At 73.0% G+C, this 18,874-nt stretch carries 16 protein-coding genes and 2 pseudogenes; 13 read left to right on the top strand and 5 right to left on the bottom strand.

Annotation, left to right across the window (positions count from 1 at the left end):
- The first annotated feature begins 98 nt into the window (after positions 1–98).
- Complete coding sequence (locus tag N8I86_RS10520; RefSeq protein WP_073892473.1) at positions 99–1,040, top strand: 5-dehydro-4-deoxyglucarate dehydratase; 942 nt, start codon at positions 99–101, stop codon at positions 1,038–1,040.
- The gene (locus tag N8I86_RS10515; RefSeq protein ID WP_263277636.1) at positions 1,037–2,200 is read left to right on the top strand and encodes a hypothetical protein; all 1,164 of its coding nucleotides are present in this window, start codon (positions 1,037–1,039) and stop codon (positions 2,198–2,200) included. Before N8I86_RS10520 ends, N8I86_RS10515 begins: the two co-directional genes overlap by 4 nt.
- Here the strand turns inward: N8I86_RS10515 and N8I86_RS10510 are convergent.
- Positions 2,137–3,368: pseudogene (locus tag N8I86_RS10510) on the bottom strand (MFS transporter). The gene N8I86_RS10515 and the pseudogene N8I86_RS10510 sit on opposite strands and share 64 nt — an antisense overlap.
- Before the next feature lie 143 nt (positions 3,369–3,511).
- Here N8I86_RS10510 and N8I86_RS10505 point away from each other — a divergent pair.
- From N8I86_RS10505 to N8I86_RS10470, 8 genes and pseudogenes are all read left to right on the top strand, one after another.
- On the top strand, positions 3,512–3,958 hold the full coding sequence (locus tag N8I86_RS10505) for a DUF6010 family protein (RefSeq protein ID WP_073892465.1): 447 nt from the start codon (positions 3,512–3,514) through the stop codon (positions 3,956–3,958).
- Positions 3,959–3,961: 3 nt separating this feature from the next.
- Positions 3,962–4,540 (top strand): annotated as a pseudogene (locus N8I86_RS10500) (TIGR03086 family metal-binding protein); the annotation flags it as partial.
- Positions 4,541–4,776: 236 nt separating this feature from the next.
- On the top strand, positions 4,777–5,538 hold the full coding sequence (locus N8I86_RS10495; RefSeq protein ID WP_123438307.1) for an MBL fold metallo-hydrolase: 762 nt from the start codon (positions 4,777–4,779) through the stop codon (positions 5,536–5,538).
- Positions 5,539–5,671: 133 nt separating this feature from the next.
- Positions 5,672–6,349 (top strand): GntR family transcriptional regulator, encoded by a 678-nt coding sequence (locus N8I86_RS10490; RefSeq protein ID WP_263280091.1) that lies wholly within the window; start codon positions 5,672–5,674, stop codon positions 6,347–6,349.
- Positions 6,346–7,257, top strand: coding sequence for a dihydrodipicolinate synthase family protein (locus N8I86_RS10485; protein ID WP_263277635.1), 912 nt, complete (start codon positions 6,346–6,348; stop codon positions 7,255–7,257). The genes N8I86_RS10490 and N8I86_RS10485 overlap by 4 nt, the downstream gene beginning before the upstream one ends.
- Positions 7,254–8,987, top strand: a complete 1,734-nt coding sequence (araD, locus tag N8I86_RS10480) for an L-arabinonate dehydratase (RefSeq protein WP_263277634.1) — start codon at positions 7,254–7,256, stop codon at positions 8,985–8,987. Before N8I86_RS10485 ends, araD begins: the two co-directional genes overlap by 4 nt.
- Positions 8,988–9,224: 237 nt before the next feature.
- Positions 9,225–10,022, top strand: a complete 798-nt coding sequence (locus N8I86_RS10475) for an HAD family acid phosphatase (RefSeq protein WP_073892452.1) — start codon at positions 9,225–9,227, stop codon at positions 10,020–10,022.
- Positions 10,023–10,212: 190 nt separating this feature from the next.
- The gene (locus tag N8I86_RS10470) at positions 10,213–11,664 is read left to right on the top strand and encodes an NCS2 family permease (RefSeq protein WP_263277633.1); all 1,452 of its coding nucleotides are present in this window, start codon (positions 10,213–10,215) and stop codon (positions 11,662–11,664) included.
- A 60-nt stretch (positions 11,665–11,724) separates the two neighbouring features.
- On the opposite strand, the gene N8I86_RS10465 is transcribed toward N8I86_RS10470, so the two are convergent.
- From N8I86_RS10465 to N8I86_RS10455, 3 genes are all read right to left on the bottom strand, one after another.
- Positions 11,725–13,179 carry a peptidoglycan D,D-transpeptidase FtsI family protein gene (locus N8I86_RS10465; protein WP_263277632.1) on the bottom strand — a complete coding sequence of 485 codons (1,455 nt, stop codon included), beginning with the start codon at positions 13,177–13,179 and terminating at the stop codon, positions 11,725–11,727.
- Between the two features lie 90 nt (positions 13,180–13,269).
- Positions 13,270–13,740 carry a GNAT family N-acetyltransferase gene (locus N8I86_RS10460; protein WP_073892442.1) on the bottom strand — a complete coding sequence of 157 codons (471 nt, stop codon included), beginning with the start codon at positions 13,738–13,740 and terminating at the stop codon, positions 13,270–13,272.
- Positions 13,741–13,807: 67 nt separating this feature from the next.
- Entirely contained in the window at positions 13,808–14,581 is a 774-nt protein-coding gene (locus N8I86_RS10455) for an IclR family transcriptional regulator (RefSeq protein ID WP_123438311.1), read from the bottom strand.
- A 156-nt stretch (positions 14,582–14,737) separates the two neighbouring features.
- Here N8I86_RS10455 and N8I86_RS10450 point away from each other — a divergent pair, with 156 nt between their 5' ends.
- Both N8I86_RS10450 and N8I86_RS10445 read left to right on the top strand, forming a co-directional pair.
- The gene (locus tag N8I86_RS10450) at positions 14,738–16,267 is read left to right on the top strand and encodes an aldehyde dehydrogenase (NADP(+)) (protein ID WP_263277631.1); all 1,530 of its coding nucleotides are present in this window, start codon (positions 14,738–14,740) and stop codon (positions 16,265–16,267) included.
- A gap of 50 nt (positions 16,268–16,317) precedes the next feature.
- On the top strand, positions 16,318–16,926 hold the full coding sequence (locus N8I86_RS10445; RefSeq protein WP_073892433.1) for a DUF1349 domain-containing protein: 609 nt from the start codon (positions 16,318–16,320) through the stop codon (positions 16,924–16,926).
- Between the two features lie 15 nt (positions 16,927–16,941).
- Here N8I86_RS10445 and N8I86_RS10440 read toward each other — a convergent pair whose 3' ends face one another.
- The gene (locus N8I86_RS10440) at positions 16,942–17,904 is read right to left on the bottom strand and encodes an SDR family NAD(P)-dependent oxidoreductase (protein ID WP_263277630.1); all 963 of its coding nucleotides are present in this window, start codon (positions 17,902–17,904) and stop codon (positions 16,942–16,944) included.
- Between the two features lie 155 nt (positions 17,905–18,059).
- On the opposite strand from N8I86_RS10440, the gene N8I86_RS10435 reads away from it, so the two are divergent.
- A complete protein-coding gene (locus tag N8I86_RS10435) occupies positions 18,060–18,782 on the top strand; it encodes a DsbA family oxidoreductase (RefSeq protein WP_073892428.1) in 723 nt (240 codons plus the stop codon).
- The last annotated feature ends 92 nt before the right edge of the window (positions 18,783–18,874 follow it).

Here is an 18,874-nt window from a genome sequence, read left to right as displayed (position 1 = left end):
CCGTTCGCGCGCTTGACCCGCTCCGAGGGCGGCCCGTAGCGTGAGATCGTTCAGAAATATAGACGACGATCAGAAGCATGCACCGACAGGGAGCGCTCGTGACGCCTGCCCCTCTCGCCGCCCGGCTCCGCGACCCGAGCGGGCCGCTCTTCTTCCCCGTCACGGCCTACGGCCCCGACGGCGCCCTCGACCTCGACGTCTTCCGCACCCATGTGCGTCGCGGCGTCGCGGCCGGTGCCGCCGCCGTGTTCGCCTGCTGCGGCACCGGGGAGTTCCACGCGCTGCTGCCGGAGGAGTTCGAGGCCTGCGTCCGGGCGGCCGTGGAGGCCGCCGAGGGGCGGGTCCCGGTCGTCGCGGGCACCGGATACGGCACCGCGCTCGCCGTCCGCTACGCCCGTCTCGCCGAGGGCGCGGGCGCCGACGGCCTCCTCGCCATGCCGCCGTACCTCGTGCTCGCCGGACAGGAGGGGCTGCTGCGGCACTACCGCGAGATCGCCGCCGCCACCGCGCTGCCGGTGATCGTCTATCAGCGGGACAACGCCGTCCTCACCCCGGCGACGGCCGTGGAACTCGCCCGCACCGACGGCGTCATCGGCCTCAAGGACGGCCTCGGCGACCTCGACCTCGTCCAGCGCGTCATCAGCGCCGTCCGCACCGAGGCGCCCGGCGAGTTCCTGTACTTCAACGGCCTGCCCACCGCCGAGCAGACCCAGCTCGCCTACCGCGCCCTGGGCGTCACCCTGTACTCCTCGGCGGTGTTCTGCTTCGCCCCCGGGATCGCGCTCGCCTTCCACCGGGCGCTCGAAGCGGACGACACGGAAACCGTCCGGCGCCTCCTGGACGGCTTCTACCGGCCCTTCGTCGAACTGCGCGCCCAGGGCCGCGGCTACGCCGTCTCCCTCGTCAAGGCCGGCGTGCGGCTGGGCGGCCTGGACGTCGGCGAGGTCCGCCCCCCGCTGCACGAACCGGCCGAGGACCACGTCAAGAAGCTCGCCCGGCTGATCGAGCGCGGGTACGCGCTGCTGGAGGGGGACGCGTGAAGGCGTCGGCGTTCGTCTACCCGTGGGACGTCAACGGGGACCCCGGTGCCGCGGCACGCGTCGCCGGACTCGGCGTCGAGCAGGTGACCCTCGCGTCCGCCTACCACTCCACACGCGCCCTGACCCCCCGCCACCCCCGCCACCGCATCGTCACCGCGGAATACGCGGCCGTCCTCTACCCGCCGGGCGACCGCTGGGCGGGCCGCGGCCTGCGCCCGTACCCCGCCGGCCGCTGGGCGCCCGGCAACGCCTACGGCGAGGCCGCGGCCGCGCTCGCGGACGCCGGTCTGGAGGTGCACACCTGGGTCGTCCTCGCCCACAACTCCCGCCTCGGCGCCGAGCATCCGGACACCTCCGTCGTCAACGCCTACGGCGACCGCTACCCCTGGGCGCCCTGCATCGCCCAGCCCGCCACGCGCGCCTACCTGGTCGACCTCGCGGCCGAGGCCGCGGTACGGCCCGGCGCGCGGGGCACCGAACTGGAGTCCCTCGGCTGGTACGGGCTCCAGCACCTGCACGCGCACGACAAGACCGCCGGGATCGCCCTCGGTGACGCCGGGCAGTACCTGATGTCCCTGTGCTTCTGCCCCTCGTGCCGGGACGGGTACGGCGCGCGGGGCCTCGACGCGGACGGGCTGGCGGCGGCCGTGCGCACCGCGCTGGAGCCGCTGTGGCGGGGCGCCGCGGACGACGGGGGCTGGCCCACGGTCGGCAAGCTGCTCGGCGAGGACACCGCGGCCGCCACGCGCGCGTGGCGTGAGGAAACGGCCGCCGGCCTCCAGGAGGAGGCCGTCACCGCCGTTCGTGCCGCCGCGCCCGAGGACTTCCAGGTCCTGCTGCACGCCGACCCGGTCTCCTACCACTGCGGCGCCAACGTGGGCACCGACCCCGCCCGCGTGCTCTCCGTGGCCGACGGCGTGGTGGTGCCCTGCACGGGGGGTACGGACCTGCTGGCGCCCTTCGCCGAACACGCGGGCGGACGGACGGTGCTGGCCGCCAACCTCACGATCGTCGCCGGCATGGGCGGCGGGCCCGGCACGCTCGCGGCGGACGCGGCACGCGCGCGTGCCGAGGGCGCGACGGAACTGCGGCTGTATCACGCCGGATTGGCGTCGGACGGCGACCTGGCGGCGGTGCGGGAGGCGCTGTCCGCGCGCTGAGCGAGCGCCGCGGCCGTCGCGAGCAGCCCGACGCCGTACAGGGGCAAAAACAGCACGGGGGAGGCCAGTTCGACCAGCCCGGCGCCCGCCCCCAGCCCGACGGCGGTGGGCGAGAGGACGAGGGTGTTCGCGGTGGCCGTCGCGCGGCCCAGCATCGGGCCGGGCGTCTGCCGCTGGACGGCGGTGAACACCGCGACGAGCACGCAGGGCAGGCCCAGGCCGATCCCCGCGGCGGAGGCGAGCGCGACGGCGTCGCAGGGCACCGCCCGCGCGGCGACCGCGCACCCCGTCAGCGCCGTTCCCGCCGCCGCGAACCGGCGCCCGCCGAGCCGCCGCAGCGCGGCCCCCGACACGAGCCCGGCCGTCACCGAACCAGCCCCTGGACGGCGGACAGCACACCCGTCCAGGCGGGGGAGTGGCCGAGGCGGTCCACGACGGCGTACGTCGTCGTGCTGCTCAGCGCGGCCAGCAGCATCGTGGCACCGCCCGCCCGGACCAGCGCGCGCAGCCCGGGGTCGCCCCACAGCCGCCGGACGCCCTCGGCGGTCTCCCGCGACCAGCCGGCGCCGGACCGCACGGGCGGCTCCTCGCGCACCCGCAGCAGCGCGCACAGACCGGCGGCCAGCACGAAGGTGACCGCGTCCAGACAGGCCACGGCCGGGCCGCCGAAGGCCGTGTACAGCGCCGCGCCGGTCAGCGGGGCGAGGAGCTTCGTGCCCTCCGCCGCGGTCATCCGCAGTCCGTTGAAGTCGCCCAGGAGCCGGCCCGGGACGGCCGCGGTGACCAGGGCCGACTCCGCGGCCTCGGCGACGGCGCCGACGGTGCCGTACAGGAACAGGACGGTGCACAGCAGCCACAGCCCGTCGGGCGAGCGGACGGCGAAGAGCGCCATGAGGGCGGCGGCGAGCCCCAGGTTCAGGGCGATGAGCAGGGGCCTGCGGCGCACGCGGTCGGCGATTCCGCCCAGCGCCGGGCCGGCGAGGGTGGGCGCCCACGCGGCGAGCATGCACAGGGCGGGCAGGCTGTCGGACCCGGTCAGGTCCTTGACCCACACGCCGACCGCGGGCGCGAGGGAGGTGGTGCCGAAGGAGGACACCACCACCCCCGCGAGGTACAGCCCGGCGTTGCGGTCCCGCAGGACGCGGCGCACGGTCCAGGAAGTCGTCATGCCAGGTCATCGTGGGCCTGAGGCGGGTACCACCGGATCGGTCAGGTGCCCTGTTCCGGGCCGGGCCGCGGCGGCGACAATCCGTCGGAACCTGGCACCAACGCCCCTGGGGCGCGGGCGGGCGGAACCCTACCGTCGAGCGCATGCGCTACCTCGCTCCGGTCCTCATCGGCCTGCTCTACGTCGTCCTCATGTCCCTCGTCCCCGAGCCGCACCGGCGCCGCCTCAACGCCGTCATGGTGGCCGGTGCGGGCGCCGCCTACCTCGGCGGCGGGGGCCTCGGCGGCTGGGAGTTCGCGTTCACGGCGGTCGCCACCTGGGTCGCCTACCGGGGCCTGGACTCCTGGACCTTCGTCGGCGTCGGCTGGCTGCTGCACACCGCGTGGGACGTCGTGCACCACCTCAAGGGGCATCCGATCGTCCCCTTCGCCCACGACTCCTCGTTCGGCTGCGCGCTGTGCGACCCGGTGATCGCCCTGTGGTGCCTCCGCGGCGGACGCGCGCCGTGGAACCGGGGGCAGGGCACCGATGAGTTTCCGGCCGCCGCCAGGTCAGCCCTGGGTACGGGTACCGCACCTTCGAAGGAGTGAGCCATGACCATGGTGGACCTCGGCCCGCAGACCAGGATCCTCGCGGGGCTCGCCGAGTCCGTGTCCGACGACCGGCTGGCGGACGCCACCCCCTGCCCGGACCTCCCGGTGCGCAACCTGCTCGGCCATCTGCTGCACCTGTCCGTGGCCTTCCGCGACGCCGCCCGCAAGGACCTCGGCGCGGCGACCGACACCAACCCGAACGCCACCCTGCCGGACATCGGCCACGGCTGGCGCGAGGACCTGCCCAAGGTGCTGGACGAGCTGGCCGACGCCTGGCGCGACCCGGCCGCCTGGACCGGTGACACCCGGGCCGGCGGGGTGGACCTGCCGGGGGCGGTGGCGGGTGCCGTCGTCGCGGACGAACTGGTGATCCACGGCTGGGACCTGGCCCGCGCCCTCGGTCTGCCCTACGACCCCGATCCGGACGCCCTCGCGTCCGCCCACGGCTTCCTGCGCGCCGCCGCCGACGACCCGAGCCGCGGCGGCGGCATCTTCGGACCGGTCGTCCCGGTCCCGGCGGACGCACCCCTGCTGGACCGGGCGGTCGGTCTGAGCGGGCGGGACCCGGGCTGGCAGCCGGGGCGCGCGGCTGAGTGTCCGGGCGGGCTCGGCACGAGGGCCCGGGCCGGTGCGGTGGAGGCACGGCGCCGGTGCACCGGCCGACGCCGGCCCGATCGGCGGACGACATGCCCTGACCGGACGGGCCGCGTCCCCCCTTCGGCACGGCGCCGCCAGGATCCACCCGATCCGGTGACCGGAGTTCCGTTTGGCGGAGTGGCGCGGGTCCGGGCGGTCGGCGCCGTACGCTCCCTCCCATGCCGCTCACCCTCACCGTCCTCGGTACCGCCTCGCCCCACCCGGGGCCGGACCGGCCCTGCTCCGGGTACCTGGTGTCCGGTGGGGGCGCCGAGGTGTGGGTGGACGCCGGGCCAGGGACGTTCGCCGCGCTGCAACGGCACACGGACCCGGCGCGGCTCACCGCGATCTGGATCTCGCACCTGCACGCCGACCACAGCGCCGACCTGCTGTCCGCCGCCTACGCGTTCGCCTTCGGTGGCATGACCCCGCCCGCGCCGATCCCGCTGTACGCCCCGCAGGACTGCGCGCGGCGCCTCGCGGGCTTCTTCGGCCGTGCCGACGTCGACTTCCTCAAGGGCGTCTTCGACTTCCGGGCCCTGTACGACGGCTGCGACGTCCGGCACTGGAACCTCCGCCTGACCGCGCGGGCCGTCGTCCACGACACGGAGGCCTACGGGCTGCGCGCCGAGTCCCAGGGCAGCGTGCTGGCGTACTCGGGGGACACCGGACCCTGTCCCGCCCTCGCCGAACTCGCCGCCCGGGCCGACCTGTTCCTCTGCGAGGCGGACGTCGACGCGCACCGCGAGGGCGGACGCCCGCACCCGGTGCACCTGACACCGGAGGACGCCGGCCGGGTCGCCCACGACGCCCGGGTGCGCGAACTGCTGGTCACCCACGTCGGCCCCACGCTGACCCGGGAGTCGGCTGCGGCCCGCGCCGGCGCCGTCTTCGGCAGGCCGGCGCGCATGGCCGTCGAGGGCGACCTCCACGCCCTCTGAGCGTCCTGCGGGTACCGCGCCGACCTCCTTTTGTCAGAGGCATTGACGAAAGCCGGGCCTCCTCCTACCTTCGACGCGTCGTACTTCGTATGTCATATATGAGACGCGCCAGGTGAGATCCGAGAGGGACCGCATGGCCTCCCGCACGGCCGCTGTGCCCCCGCCGATCCCCTCCCGCACGCAGTACGTGCTGGACGCGATCAGACACCGCATCCTCACCGGAGAGCTGACGCCCGGCCGGGCGCTGGTCGAGTCGGAACTGGCCGCGCTGTTCGGGGTGTCCAAGACCCCCGTACGGGAGGCGCTGAAGACCCTCGCCGGGACCGGTCTCGTCGTGATGAACCAGTACAAGGGCGTCACCGTGCGCACGGTGGACGCGGACATGGCGCGCGAGGTGTACGACGTACGGCTGCTGCTGGAGCCCGAGGCCCTGCGCCGGACCGTCCGGCGGGGCGCCTTCCTCGACGCCGCCCGCGACGCGCTGACCCGCGCCGACGAGGCCACCGACACCGCCGAACGCTCCCTGGCCAACCGGGAGTTCCACCGCGCCCTCTACCTGCCGTGCGGCAACCCGCTGCTCGGCCGGATGCTGGACGAGGTCCGCGACCAGGCCGCGCTCGTCTCCGCCGCCGCCTGGGCGGCCGACCCGTCCTGGGAGCGGGAGGCGGCGGAGCACCGCGACATCCTGCGGCTCGCCCTCGGCGGCGACGCGGACGGCGCCGCGAGCGCCCTGCACGCGCACATCGCCTCGTTCGTGGAGCGGGCCTTCCCCCCGGACACCGCGCCCTGGCCCGAGGAGGGCCGACGATGAGCACCCACACCTTCGAGGCGCAGCGGGCGGCCCTGGCCGACGTGGTGGCCATCCCGGTCACCCCCTTCGCCGCCGACGGCTCCGTCGACACCGGCACCCTCCGGGCGCTGCTGCGCCGCCTGCTCGACGGCGGGATCACCACCCTCACCCCCAACGGCAACACCGGCGAGTTCTACGCGCTCACCCCCGAGGAGCGCCGCCTGGTCACCGAGACGACCGTCGAGGAGGCGCGGGACCGTGCCGTCGTCCTCGCCGGGGTCGGGCACGACCTCCCCACGGCGACGGAGTCCGCCCGGCACGCCCGCGACGCCGGCGCCCGCATGGTCATGGTCCACCAGCCGGTCCACCCCTACGTGTCGGCCGCCGGCTGGGTCGACTACCACCGCGCCGTCGCCGAGGCCGTACCCGGGCTGGGCGTGGTGCCGTACGTCCGCGACCCCGGGCTGCCCGGCGCCCGCCTCGCCGAACTCGCCGCGCACTGCCCCAACGTCATCGGTGTGAAGTACGCGGTCCCCGACGCGGCGCGCTTCGCGGCCTTCGCCCGGGACGCCGGCCTCGACCGCTTCGTCTGGGTCGCCGGTCTGGCCGAACCGTACGCCCCGTCCTACTTCTCCGCGGGCGCCACCGGCTTCACCTCCGGACTGGTCAACGTCGCCCCGGCCGTCTCACGGCACATGCTGCAAGCCCTCCGGACCGGCGACTTCCCGGCCGCCATGAAGGTCTGGGAGCGGATCCGGCGCTTCGAGGAACTGCGCGCCGCCCACCGCTCCGCCGACAACGTCACCGTCGTCAAGGAGGCCCTCGCCGCGCTCGGCCTGTGCCGGCGGGACGTGCGCCCGCCGAGCAGGGCGCTGCCCGAGGAGGAGCGTGCCGAGATCGCCGCCGTCGTCGCCGGATGGCCGACATGAGCACACCGCGCCGCGACCCCGCGGAACTGCGCAGCCACCAGTGGTACGGCGCCGACGGACTGCGCTCCTTCAGCCACCGGGCGCGCACCCGCCAGCTCGGCTACCTCCCCGAGGAACACCTCGGCAAGCCGGTCGTCGCCGTCCTGAACACCTGGTCCGACATCAACCCCTGCCACGTCCACCTGCGCGACCGCGCGCAGGCCGTCAAGCGCGGGGTGTGGCAGGCGGGCGGCTTCCCGCTGGAGTTCCCGGTCTCCACCCTCAGCGAGACCTTCCAGAAGCCGACCCCCATGCTCTACCGCAACCTGCTCGCGATGGAGACCGAGGAACTGCTGCGCTCCTATCCCGTCGACGGCGCGGTGCTCATGGGCGGCTGCGACAAGTCGACCCCGGCGCTCCTCATGGGCGCCGCCTCCGCCGATCTGCCCGCCGTGTTCGTACCGGCCGGACCCATGCTCCCGGGGCACTGGCGCGGGGAGGTGCTCGGCTCGGGCACCGACATGTGGAAGTACTGGGACGAGCGGCGCGCCGGCCTCATCGGCGACTGCGAGCTGAGCGAGCTGGAGAGCGGTCTGGCCCGTTCGCCCGGCCACTGCATGACCATGGGCACGGCGTCCACGCTGACCGCGGCCGCCGAGGCGCTCGGGGTGACCGTGCCGGGCGCGTCCAGCATCCCGGCGGTGGACTCCGGGCACGACCGGATGGCGGCCAGGGCGGGGATGACGGCCGTCGAACTGGTCCACCGGGACCGGAAGCTGAGCCGGATCCTCACCCGCGAGGCGTTCGAGGACGCCGTCACCACCGTCCTCGGCCTCGGCGGCTCCACCAACGCCGTGATCCATCTGATCGCCATGGCGGGCCGCGCCGGAGTGAGGCTCACCCTCGACGACTTCGACCGCATCGCCCGCACGGTGCCCGTCCTCGCGAACGTCCGGCCGGGCGGGCGGAAACACCTCATGGAGGACTTCCACTTCGCCGGCGGCCTCCCGGGATTCCTGTCCCGGATCCCCGACCTGCTCCACCTCGACCGGCCGACGGTCACCTGCGACACCCTGCGCGAGCAGCTCGCGGGCGCCGTCGTGCACGACGACGACGTCATCAGGACCCGGGACGACCCGGTCGCGAGCGAGGGCGGGGTCGCCGTCCTGCGCGGCAACCTCTGTCCGGACGGCGCGGTCGTCAAGCACATCGCCGCGGCCCCGCACCTGCTCCGGCACACCGGCCCGGCCGTCGTCTTCGACGACTACCGGACCATGCAGCGCACCATCGACGACCCGGCGCTCGGCATCACCGCCGACAGCGTCCTGGTGCTGCGCAACGCCGGCCCCAGGGGCGGCCCCGGCATGCCCGAGTACGGCATGCTCCCGATCCCGGAGTACCTGCTCAGGCAGGGCGTGCGGGACATGGTCCGGATCTCCGACGCCCGGATGAGCGGCACGAGTTACGGCACCTGCGTCCTGCACGTGGCACCCGAGTCGTACGTCGGCGGACCGCTGGCGCTGGTCCGCACCGGGGACCTGATCACCCTGGACGTCGACGCCCGCAGCCTGCGCCTGCACGTGACGGACGAGGAGCTGCGGCGGCGCCGGGCCGAGTGGACCCCACCGCCCGCCCGCTACACACGCGGCTACGGCGCCCTCTTCGACGAGCAGATCACCCAGGCCGACACGGGCTGCGACTTCACGTTCCTCAGCCGCCCGGGCACAGTAGCGGACCCGTACGCCGGATGAACCTCACGTCCCGCCATCGAACGCCACGCTACTGAGGGGCACTTGTGGACCCGGAAGGGTTCGGTCAAGTGAACGCCACGTGTGGGCAAGGGGAATGTAATGGTCCAGGTCGGCGGGGATGTGGGGGCCGGCGGGGGTGCGTATCGATCGGGTAACAGGGCTCGCGATGTGGTTGTGATGCGCGTAGACAATCTCTGACCTGGTACATCACGTACTTTCACCAGATCCGGAGAATCCATGCGGAAGTCCCTCAGAGCGGCCGCCGCCGGCGCCGCCTGCGTCGTCGCCGGTGCCGCCCTGTACGGCGCGGGCGCGGCCACCGCCGGTCAGTCCACGGCCAACTCGACCCACGAGCCCTACAACATCGGGCTCCTGGTCAAGGACATCGACACCTACTACGGCACCACCGCCGACAGCAACGGCGTCTACCAGGCGTCCCCGGACAGCCCGTACGCCGAGGACCTGGCGCGCATCGACGCCGACGCCAAGCGCTACATCGACAAGGCGGCCCGCAAGGCGCACCGCCACGGTGAGAAGCCGGCCGTCGTCTTCGACATCGACGACACGCTGCTGCTCAGCCTCGACTACGAGAAGCGTTACAACTACACGTACAACTCCACCACGTGGAACGACTACGTGAACAAGGCCGACCGCCCGGCCGTCTTCGGCAGCCCCGAGCTCGTGCGGTACGCCGAGGCCCACGGCGTCGAGGTCTTCTACAACTCCGGCCTCGGCGAGGCCCAGCGGGCCGCCGCGGTGGAGAACCTGAAGAAGGTCGGCGCCGACGTGAACCTCGACGCCGACCACATGTTCCTCAAGGACAAGGCCAACCCGCCGGCCTACCTGAAGGACTGCGCCACCCCGGGCACCTGGAACTGCACGACCGTGCAGTACAAGGGCGGCACCCGCAAGCACATCGAGGACGACCTCGGCTACGAGATCATCGCCAACTTCGGCGACCAGTACTCGGACCTGGACGGCGGCCACGCCGACCGCAGGTACAAGCTGCCCAACCCGACGTACTTCGTCTCCTGACCGCCCCGGCGGCAGGCCGCAGGTCCTGAGCGGACGCTCGTGCCCGGCCCCCGTCACCGGCCCACCGTGCCGGTGACGGGGGCCGCCCGCTGTCCATTCCGTAACACGGCGAAAACCTGAAACAGATGTGGCGCGGGAACAATCCAGCCAGCACCCGCACACCGCTCACCAGGCACCGAGGAGTTGGACCATGTCCGAGTCGCAGAAGGTGGATCAGCGTCCCAGCACCGCGCCACCCGCCCGGAACGGCGTCGACCGGTACTTCCGGATCTCCGAGCGGGGATCCACGTTCGGCCGGGAGATACGCGGCGGCTTCGCCACGTTCTTCACCATGGCCTACATCCTTGTCCTGAATCCGATCATCCTGGGCAGCGCCAAGGACAAGTTCGGCCACTCCCTCGACACCGGCCAACTCGTCACCGCCACCGCGCTGGTGGCCTGTGTGATGACCGTCGTGATGGGCGTCGGCGGCAACCTCCCGCTCGCCATCGCCGCGGGCCTCGGCCTCAACGCCGTCGTCGCCTTCCAGCTCGCCCCGCTGATGAGCTGGTCCGACGCGATGGGTCTGGTCGTCCTCGAAGGCCTGGTCATCTGTCTGCTGGTCCTCACCGGCCTGCGCAAGGCCATCATGAACGCGATCCCGCAGCAGCTGAAGCAGGCCATCGGCGTCGGCATCGGCCTGTTCATCGCGTTCATCGGCTTCGTCGACGCCGGCTTCGTCAGCCGCATCCCGGACGCCGCGCACACCACCGTGCCCGTACAGCTCGGCGCGGTCGGCCGCCTCACCGGCTGGCCCGTCCTCGTCTTCTGCCTCGGCGTCCTGCTCACCATCGCCCTGCTCGCCCGCAAGGTGAAGGGCGCGATCCTCATCAGCATCGTGACGACGACCGTGGTCGCGATCGTCATCGACGCCGCCGCCGACATCAAGAGCTGGGGCCTGACCACCCCGAAGGTCCCGGACAGGATCGTCGCCGCCCCCGACTTCGGACTCGTCGGCCACTTCAGTCTGTTCGGCGGCTTCGCCAAGGCCGGCGTCCTCACCGCCGTCCTGCTGGTCTTCACCCTCGTCCTGTCCGACTTCTTCGACGCCATGGGCACGATCGTCGGCGTCAGCGCCGAGGCCGGACTGCTCGACGACCGGGGCCAGGTGCCCGGCATCGGCCGTGTGCTGTTCATCGACGGCGCCGCCGCCGTCGCGGGCGGAGTCGGCTCGGCCTCCTCCAGCACCGCCTACATCGAGTCCGCGGCCGGCGTCGGCGAGGGCGCCCGCACCGGCTTCGCCAACCTGGTCACCGGCGGCCTCTTCGGCCTCGCCCTCTTCCTCACCCCGCTGCTCACCATCGTCCCGCTCCAGGCGGCGGCGCCCGCGCTGATCGCGGTGGGCTTCCTGATGATGACCCACGTCAAGCACATCGACTGGGACCGCTACGAGATCGCCATCCCGGCGTTCCTGACCATCGCCGCGATGCCGTTCACCTACTCCATCACCGACGGCATCGGCGCGGGCTTCCTGTCCTACGTCGTCATCAAGGCGGTGCTGGGGAAGGCACGGGAGGTCAACTGGCTGCTGTGGGGCGTCTCGGCCCTGTTCCTCGTGTACTTCGCGATCGACCCGGTGGAGCAGATCCTCGGGGTGAGGTGAGGCACGTGGCGCGACCGGTCCGCGGGTGCGCCCGCGGACCCGTCGCGCCCGCGTCGAGCGCTACTTCAGCGCCGCCTGCATCATCGCCTTGGCCACCGGTGCCGCCAGGCCGTTGCCGGAGACCTCGGAGCGCGCCGCGTCCGACTGCTCCACCATGACCGCCACGGCGACCTCCTTGCCGTTGCCGTCCGACTTGCCGTACGAGGTGAACCAGGCGTACGGCGTCTTGCTGTTGTTCTCGCCGTGCTGCGCGGTACCGGTCTTGCCGCCGACGGTCACCCCGTCGATCAGCGCGTTCGTGCCCGTGCCGTCCTTGACGACCGTCTCCATGGCCGACTGGAGCTGCTCGGCGGTCGTGGAGCTGACGACCTCCTCGCTGTCCGCGCCGTCGTCGTAGTCCTTCAGCACCTCACCCCCGCTGTCGGTGATCTGCGAGACCATGTGCGGGGAGACCAGCTTGCCGCCGTTGGCGATGGCAGCGGACACCATCGCCATCTGCAGCGGGGTCGCGGTGACGTCGAACTGGCCGATACCGGACAGCGCCGTCTGCGCCTCGTCCATGTCCGAGGGGTAGACGCTCGCGTAGGCCCGCACCGGGACGTCCCGCTCCTGGTCGTTGAAGCCGAACTTCTCCGCCATGGCCCGCACCTTGTCCTGGCCGAGCTGGACCGCCATGTGACCGAAGACGTTGTTGCACGAATACCGCAGCGCCTCCCGGATCGGAGCGTTCCGGCACGGCGCCGACTTGCTCTCGTTCGGCAGCTCGCGCACCGTGCCCGGCAGGGTGTACGGGTCGGGGCTGTCGGTGGGCACGTCCACGTTCTTGTACAGCCCGTCCTCCAGCGCGGCGGCCGCCACGACCAGCTTGAAGGTCGAGCCCGGCGGCAGCGGCTGACGCAGCGCGCGGTTGGCGAGCGGCTTGTCCTTGTCCGTGGTGAGGGACTTCCAGGCCTTCCCGGCCGTGTTCGCGTCGGTGAGCGAGGCGGGGTCGTACGACGGCGTCGAGACCGCGGCGAGGATCTTGCCGGTCTTCGGGTCGATCGCGACCGCCGCGCCCTTGTTGCCGCCGAGCGCGCGGTACGCCGCCTTCTGCACGGCCGGATCGATCGTCGTCAGCACGTTGCCCGGCTCGGCGCGCCGCCCGGTGACGGTGTCCATCACGGTCTTCAGCTGCGGATCGGTGCCGTTGAGCAGGTCGCTGTAGATGCCCTCCAGCTGCGTGGGGGCGTAGGCCTGCGAGGCGTAGCCCGTCACGGCCGCGTAGAGACTGCCGTTCTTGTACGTCCGCTTGTACGCGAGGTCGCTGCCCTTCGTCCGGGTGGAACCGGTGATCGCGTCGCCGGCCACGATGATGTTCCCGAGCGGCCGCGAGTAGGTCTCGATCGCGTTCCGCCGGTTGTCGTTGTCGTCCGCGAGGGCCTTGCCGTCGTAGAACTGCACCCAGGTCGCCCTGCCCAGCAGAGCGAGCACGAGCAGCAGCGTGAAGACGGACGCCCGCCTGATCGTCTTGTTCATCCCGCTCGGAAGACGAGTGGGACCGGGGCGGACGTTCCCGATCTCACCGCATTCTCATGGAGGCTTCGGTCACCCGGCCCCGCGCGGGGATCAGTCCGCCAGGACCAGGACGACCTCGTCGATCTCCCGGCCGCGCCCGTTCGCGAACCCCCGGGCGCGGGCCGTCTCACGGAACCCGCACTTCTGCAGCACCCGCAGCGAGGCCGCGTTGTCGGCCGCCGCCCGCGCGTACAGAGGCCGCTCGGGCACCTCGGTGACCAGGGCCCGCAGGGCGGCCGTGGCCACGCCCCGCCCCCAGTACGCGCGGTCGATCCAGTACGTCACCTCGCGCTCGCCCGGCTCGCCGTAGACCGCCGTGCTGCCCGCCACCCGTCCGTCGGCCAGGACCGTGCGCACCACGTCGGCGGAGGCCAGCAGACGCTTCCAGCGGACGTCGAAGGCGTCCCGGTCGCCCGGATCTGGTGTGCCGAACGCGGCCATCCGGGCGGCCTCCGGGTCGGTCATCTGCCGGAAGAACACCGCCAGATCGGCGTCCTCCACGGCCCGCAGCGCGATCTCCATGGCTCCCGAGCCTACGACGTGACCCGGCCCGGACCTACGACCACGCGGGCCCGGCCACGGCGGTCCCTCAGAGCCTGCGCGTCGCCAGCGCGAGCCGGTCGCGGGCGTCGAACAGCGCGTCCTTGATGAGCTGCTCGTGGGCGGGGGTCAGCCGGGCCACAGGCACCGAGCAGCTGATGGCGTCGCGGGCGGGGGTGCGGTACGGGATCGCCACGCCGAAGCAGCGCAGCCCCAGGGTGTTCTCCTCGCGGTCGACGGCGAAGCCCTGCTCCCGGACCTGGTGCAGCTCCTCGATGAGCTCCTCGCGGTCGGTGAGGGTGTGCTCGGTGAGCGCGGGCAGCGTCTCCGGCAGCAGCTTGCGCACCTGCTCGTCGGTGTACGTGGCGAGGATCGCCTTGCCGAGGGACGTGGAGTGGGCCGGCAGCCGGCGCCCGACACGGGTGAAGGGCCGCAGGTAGTGCTGGGACTGGCGGGTGGCCAGGTAGACCACGTTGACGCCGTCGAGGCGGGCCAGGTGGATGGTCTCCGTGGTGTCGTCGGAGAGCCGGTCCAGGGTCGGCCGGGCGGCGGCCACCACCTCGTCGCCGTCGATGTACGAGGTGCCCACGAGCAGCGCCCGCACCCCGATGCCGTACCGCGTGCCCGTCGCGTCCGTCTCCACCCAGCCGAGCTCCACCAGGGTGCGCAGCAGCATGTACAGGCTGGACTTGGGGTACCCCACCGCCTCCTGCACGGCCGCGAGGGAGTGCATGCCGGGCCGGCCGGCGAAGTACTCCAGCAGTTCCACGGTCCGTACCGCGGACTTGACCTGCGCCCCGCCGCCTGCGTCGCCTGCCGTCATCGCCCTTGACCCCTTCGTTCGACGAGGACCTGGATATGTGAGGACCCAGATATGTAGTCTCCGAGCAGGAAATTCATCATCAGAGACAGTGTTCAGTATATCGAACGCGGCTGATGGGTGACCGAGGAATTGCGGCCTTACTGGGAGGGACCCGCGGTGACAGCAGCACCAGTCTGGAGTGTCGACCCGCGTACCGGGAAGCAGCGTGAACAGGTCGGGACGGAGGCCACGGCCCAGGAGGTGGACGCGGCGGTCCGCGCGGCCCACGGCGCCCGCGCCGCCCTCGCCGACCGCGCGGTCCGCTCCGCGTTCCTGCGCACGGCCGCCGCGGGCCTGGACGCGGCCAAGGACGGCCTGGTCGAGGCCGCCGACGCCGAGACCGCCCTCGGCCCGGTCCGGCTCACCGGAGAACTCGCCCGCACCGCCTACCAGCTGCGCGCCTTCTCCGACATCGTCGACGAGGGCGCCTTCCTCGACGTCGTCATCGACCACCCCGACGACACCGCGACCCCGCCCGTCCCGGACCTGCGCCGCTACAAGGTCCCGCTCGGCGTCGTCGCGGTCTACTCGGCCTCCAACTTCCCCTTCGCCTTCTCCGTCGCGGGCGGCGACACCGCCAGCGCCCTGGCCGCCGGCTGCCCCGTCGTCGTCAAGGCCCACCCCGACCACCCGGCACTGTCCGAGCTGGTCGCCGGGGTGCTGCGCCGGGCCGCCGCCGAGCACGGCATCCCCGAGGGCGTCGTCGGACTCGTGCACGGTTTCGAGGCGGGCGTCCGGCTGATCGAGCACCCGCTGGTCGCCGCCGCCGGCTTCACCGGGTCCGTACGGGGCGGCCGGGCCCTGTTCGACGCGGCCGCCGCGCGTCCCGTGCCCATCCCGTTCCACGGCGAGCTCGGCTCGCTGAACCCGGTCCTGGTGACCGAGGCGGCGGCGGCCGAGCGCGCCGAGGAGATCGGCGACGGGCTCGCCGGGTCGATGACCCTCGGCGTCGGCCAGTTCTGCGTCAAGCCCGGTCTGGTCCTGGTGCCGTCCGGCGCGGGCGGCGACCGGCTGGTGAAGTCCCTCACCGACGCGGTCGCCGACACCGCACCCGGGGTGCTGCTCGACCACCGGATGCGGGACAACTTCGTCGCCGGGGTGGGCGAGCGCGCCGCCCTGGCGGGCGTCGACTCCCCGGTGCCCCCGGGCGCGGGCGGCGAGCACACGGTCAGCGCCGGGTTCCTGACGGTGCCCGCGGACCGGCTGACCGAGGACGGCGGGCACGACCTGCTGCTGGAGGAGTGCTTCGGGCCGGTCACCGTGGTCGTGCGCTACTCCGACGAGACGGAGGCCACGACCGTGCTGTCCCGGCTGCCGGGCAACCTCACCGCGACCGTCCAGCTCTCCTCCGAGGAGGCCGCCGGACAGGGGCGGGGCCCGGAGATCCTCGCCGAGCTGACCCCGCTGGCCGGGCGCGTGGTCGTGAACGCGTGGCCCACCGGCGTGGCCGTGGCCCCGGCCCAGCACCACGGCGGTCCGTACCCCGCGACGACCTCCGGGTCCACCTCCGTGGGGGGTACGGCCATCGAGCGGTGGCTGCGGCCGGTGGTCTACCAGAACGCGCCGCAGTCCCTGCTGCCGAGGGAACTGCGCGACGACAACCCCCTGGGGCTGCCCCGGCGGTTCGACGGGGTGCTGGAGCGGTAGGCCCGCGGGGGCCCGGCCCGGCGCGAACGAGCTGCTGCGACAATCGGACGATGGACGTGGAACTTCCCGAACTGCCCTTCCCCCTCCGCACGTACGGGCCCGACGGGCACTGGTTCCACGAGGACGGTGTGCTGTCCGGATGGGCGGGCCCCCGGCAGGACCGGTTCGTCACGCCCACCGGCGAAGCCCTCGACCCGGCCTCCGACGCGCCCCGGCTGCTGGGCGCGCCGGAGGGCGACTTCCAGCTGATCGCCCGGGTCACCGTGGGATTCCGCGCCGCGTTCGACGCCGGGGTCCTCTACGTCCACGTCGGCGAACGGGCCTGGGCCAAGCTGTGCCTGGAGTACTCCCCGGACGTGCCCACCGTTTGCACGGTGGTCACCCGGGGGCACTCCGACGACGCCAACTCCTTCACCGTGGACGGCAGCTCGGCGTGGTTGCGGGTCAGCCGGACCGGCCGGTCGTTCGCCTTCCACGCCTCCCGCGACGGCCGGCGCTGGACCTTCGTCCGGCTCTTCACCCTGGGCGACGAGAAGGAGACCGGCGCCGCGCTGGTCGGCTTCATGACCCAGTCCCCGCTGGGGGAGGGCTGCGTGGTCACCTACGACCACATCGAGTTCCGTCCCGCCTGGCCGAGCGACCTGAGAGACGGCAGCTGAGGCTCCTGCCGTCCGCTACGCGGCGAACGCGTCGACGCCCGTCAGTTCTGCCGACAGCGCCCACAGCCGTGCCGCCTGCTCCGGGTCGGTCGCCCAGGCCTTGACGCCGGTGCGCTCCTCGCCCTCGGTGGCGGGTTCCGCGATGTCGCAGTCCTCCAGGTAGACGCCGCCGAGACCGTCCAGCTGGGGAGAGGTGGCCGCCCACACCTGGGTGGCCGCGCCCTGCGGCGGGGTCTTGAAGCCCTCGGGGTCGAGCGGGTTGCCGTCCTCGTCGATCCAGCCGCGCTCGACCATCTCCGCCTTGGGCAGGTGCCGCTGCAGCGGGGTGATGATGCCGCCGGGGTGCAGGGAGAACGCGCGCACACCGGAGTCCCGGCCGAGCCGGTCGAGATGGACGGCGAACAGGGCGTTGGCGGTCTTGGCCTGGCCGTAGGCCTCCCACTTGTCGTAACCCCGCCGCCAGTGCACGTCCTCCCAGCGGATGCCGGAGAAGTGGTGGCCGCGCGAGGACACGGAGACGACCCGGGCGCCGCCGGGGGCGATCGCCGGCCACAACCGGTTGACGAGGGCGAAGTGACCGAGGTGGTTGGTGGCGAACTGGGCCTCCCAGCCGGGCCCCACCCGGGTCTCCGGGCACGCCATGATCCCCGCGCTGTCGATCACGATGTCGAGGGTCCGTCCGGAGGCGAGGAACCGCTCGGCGAAGCCGCGCACGCTGTCCAGGTCGCCGAGGTCCAGCTCGTCGAGCTCGACGCCGGACAGACCGGCCACTGCCTGCTCGGCGGTGGCCGGACGACGGGCGGGCACGACCATGCGCGCGCCGGCCTTCACGAGCGCGCGGGTGGTCTCCAGGCCGATGCCCGAGTAGCCGCCGGTGACGAGGGCGAGCTTCCCGGTCAGGTCGACGCCCCGCAGGACGTCGTCGGCGGTGCTGGTGGCGCCGAAACCGGAACCGATCTTGTGCTGTGCAGTGCTCATGCCCGGAACGCTACGAATTGGAGTGCTCTCGAAGTCAAGCGGAGCCCCGGGCCGGACGGGTGAGGCGGGGCCGGGGAATGAAGCGCGCTGTTTGAAGGTTCACGCACCGGGCGGAGAGAGCCTCCATGCCCGTACGACCGTGAGAGAGCCGAAGAATGCGCGTCGAGATCTGGAGCGACATCGCCTGCCCCTGGTGCTACGTGGGCAAGGCACGCTTCGAGAAGGCGCTGGCCGCCTTCCCGCACCGCGACGAGGTCGAGGTGGTGCACCGCTCCTTCGAGCTGGACCCGGGCCGCGCCAAGGGCGACGTCCAGCCGGTGATCACCATGCTGACCAGGAAGTACGGCATGAGCGAGGCGCAGGCCCAGGCCGGCGAGGACAACCTGGGCGCGCAGGCCGCCGCCGAGGGGCTGGACTACCGCACCCGGGACCGCGACCACGGCAACACCTTCGACATGCACCGCCTGCTGCACCTCGCCAAGGAGCACGGCAGGCAGGACCAGCTGATCCAGGCCTTCTACCGGGCCAACTTCGCCGAGGAGCGGTCGGTCTTCACGGAGGGCGACGAGCGCCTGGTGGAGCTCGCCGTCGAGGCCGGTCTGGACGCCGACCGCGTCCGCGCGGTGCTCGCCGACCCCGACGCGTACGCCGACGCCGTCCGCGCCGACGAGCGCGAGGCCGCCCAGCTCGGCGCCAACGGCGTGCCCTTCTTCGTCCTCGACCGGACCTACGGCGTCTCCGGCGCGCAGCCGGCCGAGGTCTTCACCCAGGCGCTGAGCCAGGCCTGGGGCGAGCGCTCCCCGCTGCGGCTGATCGACGAGGGCGACGACGCCCAGGCGTGCGGCCCGGACGGCTGCGCGGTCCCGCAGCACGGCTGAAACCGCAGGTCGGAGGGCATGTATAAGGATCCCTAAGCGGATCCCCGCAAAATTTCGCAATGGACGGGGACTTCGCCGGACCGCAGAGTGGT

The sequence above is a fragment of the Streptomyces albidicamelliae genome, assembly GCF_025642175.1.
Lineage (GTDB): Bacteria > Actinomycetota > Actinomycetes > Streptomycetales > Streptomycetaceae > Streptomyces > Streptomyces albidocamelliae.
Note: the sequence above shows the minus strand (reverse complement) of the source record. Positions and strands in the feature narration are given on the sequence as shown.